The sequence below is a fragment of the Xanthomarina sp. GH4-25 genome (assembly GCF_045363175.1).
Taxonomy (GTDB): Bacteria; Bacteroidota; Bacteroidia; order Flavobacteriales; family Flavobacteriaceae; genus Xanthomarina.
The window spans coordinates 22,090-36,992 of record NZ_JBJFLO010000002.1; the positions used below are offsets into that span (position 1 = coordinate 22,090).

Annotated in this window: 13 protein-coding genes; 3 read left to right on the forward strand and 10 right to left on the reverse strand. The window is 31.3% G+C overall.

Going from position 1 to position 14,903, the window contains the following annotated elements; all coding sequences use genetic code 11:
* Positions 1–65 precede the first annotated feature (65 nt).
* The 5 genes from ACI5KZ_RS02725 to gcvT all read right to left on the reverse strand — a co-directional run bounded on the left by ACI5KZ_RS02725 (position 66) and on the right by gcvT (position 4,173).
* The gene (locus ACI5KZ_RS02725) at positions 66–788 is read right to left on the reverse strand and encodes a YebC/PmpR family DNA-binding transcriptional regulator (RefSeq protein WP_109309879.1); all 723 of its coding nucleotides are present in this window, start codon (positions 786–788) and stop codon (positions 66–68) included.
* 179 nt (positions 789–967) lie between these two features.
* Positions 968–1,258, reverse strand: a complete 291-nt coding sequence (locus ACI5KZ_RS02730) for a 4a-hydroxytetrahydrobiopterin dehydratase (RefSeq protein ID WP_109309880.1) — start codon at positions 1,256–1,258, stop codon at positions 968–970.
* A gap of 53 nt (positions 1,259–1,311) precedes the next feature.
* Positions 1,312–2,145, reverse strand: a complete 834-nt coding sequence (locus ACI5KZ_RS02735; protein WP_109309881.1) for a sugar nucleotide-binding protein — start codon at positions 2,143–2,145, stop codon at positions 1,312–1,314.
* Positions 2,146–2,172: 27 nt separating this feature from the next.
* Positions 2,173–3,087: a glutaminase gene (locus ACI5KZ_RS02740; protein WP_109309882.1), complete on the reverse strand. Its 915-nt coding sequence runs from the start codon at positions 3,085–3,087 to the stop codon at positions 2,173–2,175.
* Positions 3,088–3,090: 3 nt separating this feature from the next.
* Positions 3,091–4,173, reverse strand: coding sequence for a glycine cleavage system aminomethyltransferase GcvT (gcvT, locus tag ACI5KZ_RS02745; RefSeq protein ID WP_109309883.1), 1,083 nt, complete (start codon positions 4,171–4,173; stop codon positions 3,091–3,093).
* Between the two features lie 163 nt (positions 4,174–4,336).
* Here gcvT and ACI5KZ_RS02750 point away from each other — a divergent pair, with 163 nt between their 5' ends.
* Positions 4,337–5,971, forward strand: a complete 1,635-nt coding sequence (locus tag ACI5KZ_RS02750) for an aminopeptidase P N-terminal domain-containing protein (RefSeq protein WP_406846827.1) — start codon at positions 4,337–4,339, stop codon at positions 5,969–5,971.
* Between the two features lie 231 nt (positions 5,972–6,202).
* Here ACI5KZ_RS02750 and ACI5KZ_RS02755 read toward each other — a convergent pair whose 3' ends face one another.
* Positions 6,203–6,442: a hypothetical protein gene (locus ACI5KZ_RS02755; protein WP_406846828.1), complete on the reverse strand. Its 240-nt coding sequence runs from the start codon at positions 6,440–6,442 to the stop codon at positions 6,203–6,205.
* A 174-nt stretch (positions 6,443–6,616) separates the two neighbouring features.
* Entirely contained in the window at positions 6,617–7,132 is a 516-nt protein-coding gene (locus tag ACI5KZ_RS02760) for a GNAT family N-acetyltransferase (RefSeq protein ID WP_109309886.1), read from the reverse strand.
* 73 nt (positions 7,133–7,205) lie between these two features.
* Here ACI5KZ_RS02760 and ACI5KZ_RS02765 point away from each other — a divergent pair, with 73 nt between their 5' ends.
* Entirely contained in the window at positions 7,206–8,777 is a 1,572-nt protein-coding gene (locus ACI5KZ_RS02765; RefSeq protein ID WP_406846829.1) for an NAD(P)H-hydrate dehydratase, read from the forward strand.
* Between the two features lie 198 nt (positions 8,778–8,975).
* On the opposite strand, the gene ACI5KZ_RS02770 is transcribed toward ACI5KZ_RS02765, so the two are convergent.
* The gene (locus ACI5KZ_RS02770; protein WP_406846830.1) at positions 8,976–10,016 is read right to left on the reverse strand and encodes a redoxin family protein; all 1,041 of its coding nucleotides are present in this window, start codon (positions 10,014–10,016) and stop codon (positions 8,976–8,978) included.
* A 126-nt stretch (positions 10,017–10,142) separates the two neighbouring features.
* Between ACI5KZ_RS02770 and hutH the strand changes: the two genes are divergently transcribed.
* On the forward strand, positions 10,143–11,651 hold the full coding sequence (gene hutH, locus ACI5KZ_RS02775) for a histidine ammonia-lyase (protein ID WP_406846831.1): 1,509 nt from the start codon (positions 10,143–10,145) through the stop codon (positions 11,649–11,651).
* Positions 11,652–11,655: 4 nt separating this feature from the next.
* Here hutH and ACI5KZ_RS02780 read toward each other — a convergent pair whose 3' ends face one another.
* Positions 11,656–12,027: a hypothetical protein gene (locus ACI5KZ_RS02780; RefSeq protein WP_406846832.1), complete on the reverse strand. Its 372-nt coding sequence runs from the start codon at positions 12,025–12,027 to the stop codon at positions 11,656–11,658.
* A gap of 107 nt (positions 12,028–12,134) precedes the next feature.
* Positions 12,135–14,687, reverse strand: a complete 2,553-nt coding sequence (locus tag ACI5KZ_RS02785) for an ATP-dependent Clp protease ATP-binding subunit (protein ID WP_109309891.1) — start codon at positions 14,685–14,687, stop codon at positions 12,135–12,137.
* Positions 14,688–14,903 lie beyond the last annotated feature (216 nt).

Here is a 14,903-nt window from a genome sequence, read left to right on the forward strand (position 1 = left end):
TGAAAAAACCCAAACAATTTGTTTGGGTTTTTTAGAAATATTTATGAATTTATATTAAAATAAAATTAATCTTCAGAACTTTCTTCCATTGTGTGATAGACATTCTGTACATCGTCATCTTCTTCTAATTTTTCAAGAAGTTTTTCTACATCAGCAGCATCTTCAAGGTTTAATTTTTTAGTTACTTGTGGAATACGTTCAAAACCAGATGAAAGTATTTCAATATCACGAGATTCTAATTCTGCTTGAATAGCTCCAAAACTTTCAAATGGCGCATAGATTAAAATACCATCGTCATCTAAAAACACTTCTTCAGCTCCAAAATCTATGAACTCTAATTCTAATTCTTCAGGATCTAAACCTTCGTTTGGAATTCTAAAATTACAGGTATGATCGAACATAAAAACCACAGAACCAGATGTACCTAGGCTGCCATCACATTTGTTAAAATAACTACGAACGTTAGCTACTGTTCTCGTGTTATTATCTGTTGCAGTTTCTACTAAAACAGCAATACCATGTGGTGCATAACCTTCAAAAATTACTTCTTTAAAATCGCCCTGGCTTTTATCGCTAGCTTTTTTAATAGCACGTTCTACATTATCCTTTGGCATGTTTACGGCTTTGGCATTCTGTATTACTGCTCGTAATCTCGAGTTACTAGCAGGGTCTGGACCACCTTCCTTAACTGCCATAACAATGTCTTTACCAATACGTGTAAAGGCTTTACTCATAGCAGACCAACGTTTCATTTTACGTGCTTTACGAAATTCAAAAGCTCTTCCCATCTAAAAATGTATATTTTAAGTTCCCACAAAAGTGGAAATCTATATTAATGATTTTTTATGAACACAAATGTAAAAAAATAAGATAATTGAGACTGATAGTATGAAGAAAATTATCAAATCTTAAAAAATATTTCTGAAAACTATAATTGAACATGGTGTCTGTTCATTTAATATTAGAATTACTCTTGTACTTCAACAATCATTTCAATAGCTTCAGCTAGCTTGAAATCTTTATTTGTTACACCTCCAGCATCATGTGTAGATAAAGAAATGGATAAAATGTTATAAGTGTTTGTCCATTCTGGATGATGATTTAATGCTTCACATTCAAACGCAATGCGACTCATAGCACTAAAGCAATCTCTAAAATTATCGAATTCAAATTCGGCATGAATTGCATTTTCATAATAATCCCAATCTGGAAAACGTAATAATTTTTTTTCTATGTCTTGTTCAGATAACTTACTCATGGTATTTATTTTTAAGTGTACTTAAATTTAAGCAATTTTAATGTGAAAATCAACTAAACTGCTAATTCAGTTAAAATGTCTTGACTTGAAAATTGGAGATGTTTTGGTAATAGGTTGTATTTTGATAAAACGGCCAAATAGCGTTCGTCGTTTGTAGTATATACGTGTTTTAATGTGTAGTTTTCTATGTCTAGAGTCTTAATAATTTCTTCTATAAATTCATCATGATGTACTAAATCTTTACTACCTAAATGAAAAACACCTTTTTTATCTCTGTTGATAATGTAATGAATTTGTTGGGTTAATTTAGAGTCTGTTGAAACGTTCATTATTAAGTTAGGAAACACTTCAATTGGCTCTTTTTCGTTGATTAACATTTTTATTTCTTGAATTCTTGGCGATTGAACTCCAAAAACCATTGGCAATCTAATGATGACTGTTTGTTTTTTTGGTAATCGCATGAGCATGTTTTCAATTTTAATTTTAAAATGCCCATAAATACTGTGACTTAAAGTTTTATCTGTTTCATAACTAGGAAACTTGCTATAACCATCAAAAACATTTGCAGAAGATAAAAATATAAGTTTGCAGAGCTTGTTATATTTTAAATATTCGGTAATGTGTTTATGTGCAATTACTTGAGCAGAAAATTCACCTCGAATTGCCGAAATAATAATGGTTGGTTTTACAGCTTCTAAAATTTCGAAAACATCATCTTCTTCTACGTTATATTGAAAAAAATGGCTGTTCTTTTCAAATAATCTATTTTCAGTATTGTAAGTGCCAAAGGTTTTAAAATAGGAGCAGAGTTCCTTATAAATAGCATTTCCTAAAAAACCACTTGCGCCTAAAATTAGTACGCGATGTTTATCTTCTCTTTCTTTCATATTTGCCTAAAACGGAAGATTTGTATTTTAAAATATGGACTGATTGGTTTCTGATGTAAATATTTCAAGCGCTTGCATGCCTAGTTTCGAATTTCCTCTTTCGTTTAAACCAGGAGCCCAAACCGAAATAACAAACTCATTTGGGAGCAATGCTACAATACCACCTCCAACACCACTTTTTCCAGGAAGCCCAACTTCGAAAGCAAATTCTCCAGCTTCGTCGTAAAAACCACATGTAAGCATAATGGCGTTAATGCGTTTAGCCTGACTTTTAGTGAGTCTTGTTTTTTCTAACAAGCATTTTCCTTTATTTGCAAATACGTAAAAAGCTTTTGTTAATTGAGCACAGGTCATTTCTAAAGAACATTGATGGAAGTAAAAATCTAAGACATCTTCCACGTTATTATTTAAATTATCAAAGGACTTTAAAAGGTTTGCAGCTGCATAATTATTAAAACCAGTTTTCTTTTCAGAATTGGCAACTTTATAATTGTAATTGATACTGGAATCTCCAGTAATATCTCTAACATAAGCTAAAAAATCTTCTTTTGGGTTTTCAAATAATGACACTAAAACGTCAGCAATTACAATAGCTCCCGAATTTATAAGTGGATTTCTTGGAATGCCTTTTTCTAATTCTAATAAAGATAAATGATTAAAAGGATTTCCAGAAGGTTCCACGTCCAAACGGCTCCAAATATCTGAGCCAACTTTTGATATTGCTAAGGCTAAAGTCAATACCTTTGAAATACTTTGAATAGAAAATTTCTTTTCAGAATCTCCAACAGAAAAATTTTCTCCAGAAATAAGGTGTAAATGGATTCCAAAAGCATTCTTATCTACATTAGCCAATTCTGGAATATAGGTTGCTATCTCTCCCTTGTCTGTTTCCTTACTAACTTCTTGGTAGATGTTATTTAAAATCCCTTGGTAATCTATCATGTATTAACCTTTGTAAAATGGCAGTTTTATAACTGTAGCTGGAATAGCATTTTTTCTAATTTGAATATGTATTTTACTATCAACATCAGCAAAGACTTTAGGTACATACCCTAAACCAATCCCTATTCCTAAAGAAGGAGACATGGTTCCAGAAGTAACACGACCTATGGTTTTTCCTTGGCTATCTACAATGTCGTAACCTTGTCTTGGTATGCCACGATCGTCTAATTTAAAGGCTACTAATTTGTTTTCAACTCCATGTGCTTTTTCAGCTTCTAAGGCTTTAGAGTTTGTAAACTCTTTTGTGAATTTTGTTACCCAACCTAAACCAGCTTCAAATGGTGATGTAGTATCATCAATATCGTTTCCATAAAGACAATAACCCATTTCTAAACGCAATGTATCTCTTGCAGCAAGACCAATAGGCTTAATTCCATAATCTGCTCCAGCTTCAAAAACTTTATCCCAGACCTGTTTTACTTCGTTATTCTTGCAATAAATTTCAAAACCACCACTACCTGTATATCCAGTAGCAGAAATAATCACATTTTCAATTCCAGCAAAATCGCCAACAATAAAGTTATAAAATTTTATTTCTGATAGGTCATGACTTGTTAAACTTTGCATGGCTTCAACAGCTTTGGGTCCTTGGATTGCTAAAAGAGAATAGTCCTCACTTAAATCTTTCATTTCTGCTCCAACATCATTTTTAGATGAAATCCAGTTCCAATCTTTTTCTATATTACTAGCATTAACAACTAAGAGATAGGTTTCTTCTTTAATACGATAAATTATTAAATCATCAACAACACCTCCATCATCATTAGGTAAATAACTGTATTGGGCTTTGCCAATAGTTAGTTTTGAAGCGTCATTACTTGCAACTTTTTGAATAAGCTCCAAAGCATGAGGTCCTTCAATTAAAAATTCTCCCATATGAGATACATCAAAGACACCAACAGATTTTCTTACCGTCTCATGTTCTATATTGACTCCTTCATATTGAACTGGCATGTTATAACCAGCAAAAGGAACCATTTTTGCTCCAAGAGCTTCGTGTGTGGATGTTAATGCAGTGTTTTTCATATTTAGAATTTTTCAAATTTTGATAGACAAAAGTATTGAAAAATATCTGTTTTATTCATTAAGAGTTTCGTTAAAGTACGATTAAATATTTGTTAATTTTTTTAATGTTTAAAGAAAATCAAGATGTAAACTATTAATTTAGTTACTTCTAAAACAATCCAATATGAAATTGCAACTAACCACACTTTGTCTTTTTTTATTTTCTATGATCATTTCTGCTCAAGATGGTATTCCAATCGATTATTTAAAATCCGATTTTCATAAAAGTAGAAGGGAGGCTTTTAGAGAAAAGATGCCAGAAAACAGTGTGGCAGTTTTATTTTCGAATCCTGTAAGAAATAGAGCGAATGATGTAGATTATATTTATCATCAAGATCCAAATTTTTATTATTTAACAGGTTATAATGAGCCTAATGGAGTTCTGATGATTTTTTCAGATGAACAAGTAAATGATGCAGGAATAAATTATAATGAGATTCTTTATGTGCAAGAGAAAGACCCTAGAAAAGAACAATGGAATGGGTTTCGTTTAGGAACTGAAGGAGCCAAAGACAAATTAGGATTTGCCTTGGCTTATAATGGAAGTGATTTTAGTAATTCTGGAATTGATTATGTCTCGTTTGATAAAGTGATGTTTATTAATTTTGAAGATGATTACAGAGATTCAAAAAGAGATCAAGCAGATTTATACAGCTTAGTTGAGACCTTTAAAACCCAAATAAATTATAGTGAAGACGCAATTCCAGATCCAATAAAAGAGCGTGTATATGAGATGATAAAAGTTACTGATGTAGAAAACAGTGCCAATGTGGCTCAAAATATTGGTAGAGCTTTGGAATATTATCCAGATTTAAAGAATGATAAAATTATAACAGAGTACGTTAATACAACGGATAATAACACACGTATTGAATTAAAACAACAAGTTATTAAGATTGAAAGTGAAACTCCAAAAAGTAATTTAGATACAGAAACATTATCTAGAATTATGGGTGGATTACGCCAGATTAAAACGGAAGAAGAAATGGTGTTACTTACTAAAGCTGTTAGAATTTCTGCCATGGGACAACGTGAAATTATGAAAGCCATGCATCCTGGCATGTCAGAAACCGAAATTCAAGGTGTTCATGAATATGTTTATAAAAAATATGGTAGTGAGTATGAAGGCTATCCAAGTATTGTAGGTGCAGGAAATAATGGTTGCGTATTGCACTATATTGAAAACAATAAAATGAAAGTTGAAAACGATTTGGTTTTAATGGATTTGGGAGCCGAATATCATGGTTATACAGCAGATGTTACCAGAACTATTCCTGCAAATGGAACGTTTAATAAAGAACAAAAAATTATTTACGATTTAGTGTACAAATCTCAAGAAGCTGGTATTGCTGCAGCAACAGTTGGGAATGCTTTTAATGCAACAGATGCAGCCTGTAGGAAAGTTATTGATGAGGGATTAATAGCTTTAGGATTAATTAAAAGCAGCAAAGAATCTAGAAAATATTTTCCTCATGGTACATCGCATTATTTAGGATTAGATGTTCATGATGCCGGACTTTATGGGGCTTTCGAGCCAAATATGGTAATTACTGTAGAACCTGGAATTTATATTCCAGAAGGCAGTGATTGCGATGAAAAATGGTGGGGAATTGCTGTTAGAATTGAAGACGATATTTTAATTACTGAAAACGGACCAATTAATCTTTCTGCTGAAGCACCACGTAAATCGGATGAGATTGAAAAACTTATGAAAGAAAAGAGTGCTTTAGACGACTTTACATTGCCTAGTTTAGATTAAGAAACTTTTATAATTAATTTTAAAGCGTCAATAAAAAAATAGAAGTCAATTCTAACCTTTTTTGCTGTCGCTTTTTTTATTTAAGTTTTAATTATTTGTTACAAATTTAAAAGCTTCATCTAATTGTGAGACATCAAAATATTGTTCTTTCCTGCCTTTGCTTGCTCTTTCAAAAAAGATGTTATCTATTGGGACCAATGCTTTTAATACTTTGGAATGAGCAACAATAGCTTAATGACCTAAATTTTTATAATGCCTTAGAATGAAAATAATGTCTTCAAAAAAAGCTTTGGCTTGGGTATTAGACATTTTATATTCATCTATTTTAACTAAAACATTTACGGTATTAAACCCTTTATCTAATTTTTCCTTGAAGAATTTTTGAGCTAATTTTTCGTCTGTTTCAGAAAAGTTTTCAATTACTTCAAAAGCCAAGGTGTTTGTTTCGAATGTTTTTAAATGCTCTATCATAATTTTATATTTTAAGTTAAGCAACTAAGTATTTAAAAATAATGTTTTTATAAAAAAATATAAAACATTTTTTCATAATATAATCTTTTAATAGATACTCATTTAATTTGTTATTCTTTAGCTTTTTTTGTCATGATGTTATTTTTTTTCAAGTTGCTCCATTTTACAGAATTTTTAATATAGCAGTAGCATTTGATGGTTTGGATTGCTGTGGGTTTCAGAAATTTTAAAATCGTAACATCCAATTACATTAAAACCAGCTTTTTTATAAAAATGAATGGCTTTATGGTTTTCTATCCATGTGTATAGCCACATCCCAGATTGATGGTGATTTTTAGATAATGCCACATTGAAATTGAAGAGCTCCAAACCTAATTTTAAATGATGAAACTCTTCTAAAACATAGAGTCTTTCTAGTTTAGTAACATTTTTAAAAAGAATATTATTTTGCGAATAATTATAAATTATTTTGGAATATCCTATAGGTTCTTGGTTGAAGTATAAAATGTGATAAACATTATTCGAATCTTTCAATTCTGAGTCGAAGATGTCTTTTGTGAATTTGGATGATACATAATTAAAAATATCCTTTTTTGAAGCGCTCCTACCATGAGATTCTATAAAGGATTGCGATCCAATTTTGGATAGTAATTCAGCCTCTTTTATTGTGGCATTTTTAATTGTTGTCATTAGAAAAACAGAATAAATATGTTTATGATATCAAAAGTATTATTTTTACTTTTAATAAATCAATGGAATTTAAATGAAAATATTATCTAAAGAGCAAGTTTACGAAGGTGATAAATTAACAGCCGAAAGACAAAACATTTCATCTACAGAGTTAATGGAACGTGCAGGCATACAAATTTTTAGCTGGCTTGATGTTAGAATGCAAGGCGCTCAAGTTCCAATTCATGTTTTTTGTGGAATTGGAAATAATGGAGGAGATGGTTTGGTTGTTGCAAGGCATTTAGTGTTACATGGTTATAATGTGCATACTTATGTTGTAAATTGTAGTGATAAACGCTCAAAGGATTTTTTAAATAATTATGATAAAATTAAACATGTTACCAAAGAGTGGCCTACACTCTTGGACTGTAAAGACGACTTCCCTAAAATTGATGAAGACGATATTGTTATTGATGCTGTTTTTGGTATTGGTTTAAATAGAGAAGTAGACCTTTGGGTTAAAGAATTGTTTCAACATTTTAAAGCTTCAAAAGCATTTACTCTTGCTATAGATATTCCTTCAGGTTTGCATACAGATCAAGTGCCTAAAGATGAAAATGGTGTTGTATGGGCAAACCACACACTAAGTTTTCAATCGCCAAAATTAGTTTTCTTTTTACCCGATACAGCAAAATATTCCCAACAATGGGATGTTTTAGATATAGGAATTGATAGAGAGTACTTAATTAAAACAACGACTAAAGCTGAGTTAATAGGAAGACAAGAAGTAATTCCTATTTATAAACCAAGAGGTAAGTTTTCTAATAAAGGTGATTTTGGACATGTATTAATTATTGGTGGAAGTTATGGTAAAATTGGAGCTGTTACTTTAGCAAGTCGTGCTGCCTTAGCTTCAGGAGTAGGTTTAATTTCTGCTTATGTTCCAAAATGTGGTTATACCGTGCTCCAGTCTTCCTTTCCAGAAGCTATGGTAATAACTGATACAGATGAACATGTTATTACAAATATTGAGAATAAATTCACACCTTCATCTATTGGAATAGGAGTAGGCTTAGGAACAGATACAAAAACAGTCTTGGCTTTTGGAAATTTTCTAAAGCAAAATAAATCTCCTTTAGTTTTAGATGCAGATGGCATAAATATACTTTCTGAAAACAATGAGTTGTTAAAGTTACTGCCAGAAGGGACGGTATTAACACCACACCCAAAAGAACTAGAACGTTTAGTTGGTAGTTGGGAGGACGATTTTGATAAACTTAATAAAGTAAAGGCTTTTACTAAAAAACATCAAGTGATTGTTGTTATTAAGGGAGCACACACAATTACTGTTTTAGAAGAACAACTTTATATTAATTCTACTGGAAACCCTGGATTAGCTACAGGAGGAACAGGAGATGTTTTAACTGGAATTATTACAGGTTTGTTAGCACAAGGATATAATCCCTTAGTAGCAAGTATTTTTGGAGTGTATTTACACGGGAAATCGGCTGATATTGCCGTTGAAAAAACAGGTTATCAAAGTTTAATTGCTAGTCATGTTATTGAACACATAGGAGATGCTTACTTAGATCTATTCTGGCAACCTGAACCACCACAACCAGAAGCAGAAGCAAAAAGCAATAAAGAAGGAAGCAAGAAGAAATAAAAAAGGACAGTTTATAAAGGTGTTTTTCATCAAACTGAACTCGTTTTAGTATCCCTTAATTTTAGAAAAGTAAGATGTGATTCTGAAATTAATTCAGAATGATAATTGCTTAAACAATCAGAATAATTTATGGAAAAGAAATATATAAAAAAAGCCATTCGATTTGAGTGGCTTTTTAGTTTTGTAATGAAAATACTTTTATATTTCTAAAGAATTAAATAATTCTATTAATTTTTCGCTTGAAGGTCTTGGAGCATCTGGAGTTACTACATTTCCATTAGGATCTATTAAAATAAAACGAGGAATACCATTAATTTTATAATCCTTAATAAATTGCGATTGCCACCCTTGAGGAGCAAATAATTGAATACCAGTCAACTCTTTATCTGCAATCATAGCTTTCCAATCTTCACGAGCTTTATCCCAAGAACCTCCATGAGATCTATCGTCGTCAATTGAAAGACTTACAAAATTTATGTTTTTAGCATGATATTCTTTTTCCAAAGCTTTTAACGAAGGAATTTCGGCCTTACAAGGTCCACACCATGTAGCCCAAACATCTATGTATGTGTATTTTCCTTTTAAATCTTCAAGAGAAGTTGTGGTTCCATCCACATTTTCGTAATCAACAAATGTAGGCGAAGGAGCACCTTCTGGTAATTCTTTCTTCAAATTAATACCATCAGCAATATAGCCTCTATAGAATTTAAGCATAGGCTCGAGATCCTTTATTTTACTTTTAGTTAAAGATGAATCGATTCCAGTTTGAGATGCATAAAATTCATTTAATTGCGTTTTAATATTATCTAGAGCAATATCAAGTTCTTCCATTTCAGTAATGGTGCTCAATTCGTCCATATTTAGTAAAGATTCTTGTTTTAAAGATTCTTCAGCTAAAAAATTACTGTGCTCAGAACCCGTTCCAGTGTATTTAACAGTTTCATCAAATTCTTTCGCATCGATAGTCATGTTAATGTCAAAACCATTTTTTAGGAAAACAGAAGTGCTTTCATTTCCATCAAAAAAGCTGTAAACACCAGTTTCAACTTTTAAGGTATCACTAAAAGTTCCATCGCTATTTACTTTAATTGTTTTAGAATAATCGCGAGTTCTTAGAACTACAGAGTCACTATTTTTGTTAGTTATAGTTCCAGAAAAAGTTACATAATCTTTAGGGGCAACGTCTTCTTTGCAAGCAACAATAGCTATAGCGCTCAATAAAAGAATAATTTTTTTCATTTTTATTGTTTAAAATTTTATCAAAAATAAGAGATATTTTAAACTATTTATCAATTCTATTAATTATTAACAAATGTTTGCATAAAAGATTTGTAATGTTGAATTTTGGAATCTATTACAAATACTATGGACAACATTCATTATATATCTTCGAAAACTCTAGATTTAAAAACACTTCATGCTATAGTTTCTGAAGAAAAAAAGTTGCAACTTTCTGAAGAAGCAATTGAAAAAATCTCAAATTGTAGAAACTATTTAAACGAAAAGTTAAAGAATCAAGACAAACCTATCTATGGTATTAATACAGGATTTGGCTCGTTATATAATGTAAAGATTTCTAAAGAAAATCTAACAAAACTTCAAGAGAATTTAATGATGTCTCATGCTTGTGGCACAGGAGATTTGGTGCCTGAAGCTATAGTAAAACTCATGCTCTTGCTTAAAATACAGTCTTTAAGTTATGGACATAGTGGTGTTCAATTACTTACTGTTGAACGCTTAATTGATTTTTATAATAATAATATTACGCCAATAATTTTCACTCAAGGATCTTTGGGTGCATCAGGAGATTTAGCACCTTTAGCACATTTGGCATTACCCATAATTGGAAAGGGAGAAGTAACTTATAAAGGCAAACTTTTTTCTGGTGAAGAAATTTTAAAGACTTTTAATTGGGAACCGATAACACTGCAATCTAAAGAAGGATTAGCGCTTTTAAATGGAACGCAATTTATGAGTGCTTATGGTATTCATTTACTTTTTGAATCTTATAAATTATCTTATTTAGCAGATTTAATAGGAAGTGTTTCTTTAGATGCATTTGATGGTAGAATTGAACCGTTTAATGAGTTGGTACATCTAGTGAGACCTCACAATGGGCAATTAAAAACGGCCGAACGAGTTAGAGAGTTTCTTGAAGGAAGTGAATTGATAGCACAAGAGAAGGTACATGTCCAAGATCCATATTCGTTTAGGTGTATGCCTCAAGTGCATGGAGCTAGTAAAGACACTTTAGCTTTTGTAGAAAAAACGTTTATTACTGAGATAAATTCAGTTACTGATAACCCAAATATTTTCTCGAAAGAAGATGAGATTATTTCTGGCGGTAATTTTCATGGTCAGCCTTTAGCTCTTGCTTTAGATTACCTTAAAGTTGCTATGGCAGAATTTGGAAATATTTCTGAACGTCGGGTGTTTCAATTAGTTTCTGGTTTAAGAGGTTTGCCAGCTTTTTTAGTAGATAGTCCAGGATTAAATTCTGGTTTTATGATTCCACAATATACAGCAGCAAGCATTGTAAGTGCTAATAAACAATTAGCTTCTCCAGCTAGTATAGATAGTATCGTTTCTAGTAATGGACAAGAAGACCATGTGAGTATGGGAGCTAATGCGGCCACACAAGCATATAAGTTAATTGAAAATGTGAAACGTGTTTTAGCAATAGAGTTGTTTAATGCATCACAAGCATTAAGTTTAAGAACTCCTTTAAAATCTTCAAAATTTATTGAATCTTTTTTAAGTGTGTATAGAGAAGAAGTACCATTTGTAGCTTTCGATAGAGAATTATTTAAAGATATTGAAGCTTCTATTGCTTTTATTGATACCTTATCTATTGATAGTCATGAAGTACTCTAAATAATTAACTGTTTTCAATTAGTTTATTAGCCCAGTCAATAGCATCATTTAACTCTGTAAAACTTTTAAAAGGTTTAGAAAAAAATGTTTTTTCTAAAGCCACATTATCTCTATATATTTTATCTCCAGTAACAACTGCAAAACCAATAAGGTTTTCTATTTGAGAAGTTTTAAAATAAATATTAGGGTCTACAGAGTAGGAGTTGATACGGTGTGTTATATAAACAAATCTTTTATTTTTAAAAAAGGTAGTTGCAATCTCTACTAAAATTTCGTTGTATTCTGGTAAAACTGTAATACCTTCATTCATAACAAATATTAGAAAGTTGTCATGGATGGTAACTTTGCCAAATGGGTATGTTATTATATTTGACATATGATTAAGTATTTAATTTACTGGTAAAATTAACGAATAAATATAGATGTAAATAAAAAACGCCATTAAAAGTCAATAATGGCGTTGAAATAGTATTTGTTCTTAATTTAGGATTTAGTTGTATTTTTTGCTTTTTCAATTTTCACAGTCAATTCTTTTGTTTTAGAATCTAAATCCATAAGTATTATATCTCCTTCGTGGATTTTAGCATTGATAATCTCTTCAGCCAGTTTGTCTTCAATATACTTTTGAATGGCTCTTTTAAGAGGTCTGGCTCCATATTGTTTATCGAAACCTTTATCTGCAATATAATCTTTAGCTTTTTTACTTAATTTTAGAGTATAACCAAGAGCTTTAATTCGGTTAATTAATTGTTCTAATTCAATATCGATTATTTTATCAATATCTTTTCTTTCTAAAGCATTGAACACCACAACATCATCAATTCTATTTAAAAATTCTGGTGCGAAAGCTTTTTTAAGTGCATTTTCAATAACACTTCTTGCATTGGCATCTTCTTGGGCTTTTTGTGAAGCTGTTCCAAAACCAACACCAGTTCCAAAATCTTTTAGTTTTCTAGAACCAATATTTGAGGTCATAATTATAATAGTATTTCTAAAGTCAATTTTTCTTCCTAAACTATCCGTTAGAAAACCATCATCTAAAACTTGTAAAAGCATATTAAAGACATCTGGATGTGCTTTTTCAATTTCATCAAGTAGCACAACAGCATAAGGTTTACGTCTTATTTTTTCAGTTAATTGACCACCTTCCTCATAGCCTACGTAACCTGGAGGTGCACCAACCAATCTTGAGATAGCAAATTTCTCCATGTACTCACTCATATCAATTCTAATAAGCGAGTCTTCACTATCAAATAATTGTTTAGATAAGACTTTGGCTAATTGTGTTTTACCAACACCTGTTTGACCTAAGAAAATAAACGAACCAATAGGCTTGTTAGGGTCTTTTAATCCAGCTCTATTTCTTTGTATTGCTTTAACTACTTTTGCTACTGCTTCATCTTGCCCAATAACTTTGCCTTTAATAAGTTCTGGTAATTGTGCTAATTTGTTGCTTTCAGTTTGTGCAATTCTATTTACAGGGATTCCGGTCATCATAGAAACTACATCAGCGACATTATCTTCTGTTACAATTTCTCTATGTAAATTAGTTTCTTCTTCCCATTTTTCTTGAGCAATGGCTAATTCCTTTTCGATACGTTTTTCATCGTCTCTTAATTTAGCAGCTTCTTCATATTTCTGTTTTTTAACGACAGATGTTTTTGTTTCTCTAACATCTTCTAATTGCTTTTCTAAGTCTAAAACTTGTTTAGGCACATTGATGTTTTTAATATGAACTCGCGAACCTGCTTCATCTAAAGCATCAATAGCTTTGTCTGGTAAAAAACGATCGGTCATATATCTATTGGTTAATTTTACACACGCTTCAATGGCTTCAGGTGTATAATCAACATGATGATGACTTTCATATTTATCTTTAATATTGTTTAATATTTCTATAGTTTCTTCAACAGTAGTAGGCTCTATAATAACTTTTTGAAAACGACGCTCTAAAGCACCATCTTTCTCAATATATTGTCTGTATTCATCTAGTGTTGTTGCACCTACACATTGTATTTCACCACGAGCTAAAGCAGGTTTAAACATGTTAGAAGCATCTAAGCTTCCTGTAGCTCCACCAGCACCAACTATGGTATGAATTTCATCTATAAAAAGTATGATATCGTCATTCTTTTCAAGTTCATTCATAACAGCTTTCATACGTTCTTCAAACTGTCCTCTGTATTTTGTTCCTGCAACTAAGCTAGCTAAATCAAGGGTTACTACGCGCTTATTAAAAAGAATCCGCGATACTTTTTTGCTAACAATTCTGTTTGCTAATCCTTCGGCAATGGCAGATTTACCTACCCCAGGTTCACCAATTAAAAGTGGGTTGTTTTTCTTTCTTCTACTTAATATTTGAGAGACTCTTTCAATCTCTTTTTCTCTTCCAACAACTGGATCGAGTTTACCTTCTTCGGCCATAGCAGTAAGGTCACGTCCAAAATTATCTAATACAGGTGTTTTAGATTTTTTATTTGTTTTAGAAGTTGGAGTATTAAATAAATTCTCTTTGGAAGCATCATCTTCGGAAGATGCGTTATCATCATCCTGAAAAGATTCAGCTTTTGGTTCTATATAATCGTCGTCATTAGTTATCATATGTTTAAACTGTTCTTTAGCGTTATCGTAATCTACTTTCAATTTATTTAAAAGTTTGGTTGTAGGATCGTTTTCATTTCTTAAAATGCATAAAAGTAAATGAGCAGTATTAATGGACGTGCTTTGAAAAAGCTTTGCTTCTAAAAAGGTTGTTTTTAAAGCACGTTCAGCCTGCCTAGTAAGATGTAAATTCTTTTTTTCGTTTGAAACGACTGCAACATTAGGGTTTGCAGGACTAAGTATTTCTACTTTACGTCTTAAGTGATTTAAATCTATTTCTAGCGCATTTAAGATATTTATTGCTTTACCATTTCCATCGCGAAGCAAGCCAAGCATTAAGTGCTCTGTGCCAATAAAATCATGTCCTAAGCGCAACGCTTCTTCTTTACTATAAGCAATAACATCTTTAACTCTTGGTGAAAAATTATCATCCATATATTCTTTCCTTTCTACATTAAAAATAATAAATCTATACGATTAAAATCAAAAATCATACCTCAATTTATGGGTAATATGCTAATAGACAAAAAAAACTTAATAAAATCAAAATATTTAACAGCTTACTTATTAAATAAAAAACCTCGAAATTGTTAATAAAAAACTTCAAAAAACTATAGATAAACACTTACTGTAACTGCTGAAATGGTTATA

Bases quoted from the DNA above. Each gene is read 5' to 3' on its own strand.
- ACI5KZ_RS02725 (WP_109309879.1), bottom strand. From the start codon at position 788: ATGGGAAGAGCTTTTGAATTTCGTAAAGCACGTAAAATGAAACGTTGG.
- ACI5KZ_RS02730 (WP_109309880.1), bottom strand. From the start codon at position 1,258: ATGAGTAAGTTATCTGAACAAGACATAGAAAAAAAATTATTACGTTTT.
- ACI5KZ_RS02735 (WP_109309881.1), bottom strand. From the start codon at position 2,145: ATGAAAGAAAGAGAAGATAAACATCGCGTACTAATTTTAGGCGCAAGT.
- ACI5KZ_RS02740 (WP_109309882.1), bottom strand. From the start codon at position 3,087: ATGATAGATTACCAAGGGATTTTAAATAACATCTACCAAGAAGTTAGT.
- gcvT (WP_109309883.1), bottom strand. From the start codon at position 4,173: ATGAAAAACACTGCATTAACATCCACACACGAAGCTCTTGGAGCAAAA.
- ACI5KZ_RS02750 (WP_406846827.1), top strand. From the start codon at position 4,337: ATGAAATTGCAACTAACCACACTTTGTCTTTTTTTATTTTCTATGATC.
- ACI5KZ_RS02755 (WP_406846828.1), bottom strand. From the start codon at position 6,442: ATGATAGAGCATTTAAAAACATTCGAAACAAACACCTTGGCTTTTGAA.
- ACI5KZ_RS02760 (WP_109309886.1), bottom strand. From the start codon at position 7,132: ATGACAACAATTAAAAATGCCACAATAAAAGAGGCTGAATTACTATCC.
- ACI5KZ_RS02765 (WP_406846829.1), top strand. From the start codon at position 7,206: ATGAAAATATTATCTAAAGAGCAAGTTTACGAAGGTGATAAATTAACA.
- ACI5KZ_RS02770 (WP_406846830.1), bottom strand. From the start codon at position 10,016: ATGAAAAAAATTATTCTTTTATTGAGCGCTATAGCTATTGTTGCTTGC.
- hutH (WP_406846831.1), top strand. From the start codon at position 10,143: ATGGACAACATTCATTATATATCTTCGAAAACTCTAGATTTAAAAACA.
- ACI5KZ_RS02780 (WP_406846832.1), bottom strand. From the start codon at position 12,027: ATGTCAAATATAATAACATACCCATTTGGCAAAGTTACCATCCATGAC.
- ACI5KZ_RS02785 (WP_109309891.1), bottom strand. From the start codon at position 14,687: ATGGATGATAATTTTTCACCAAGAGTTAAAGATGTTATTGCTTATAGT.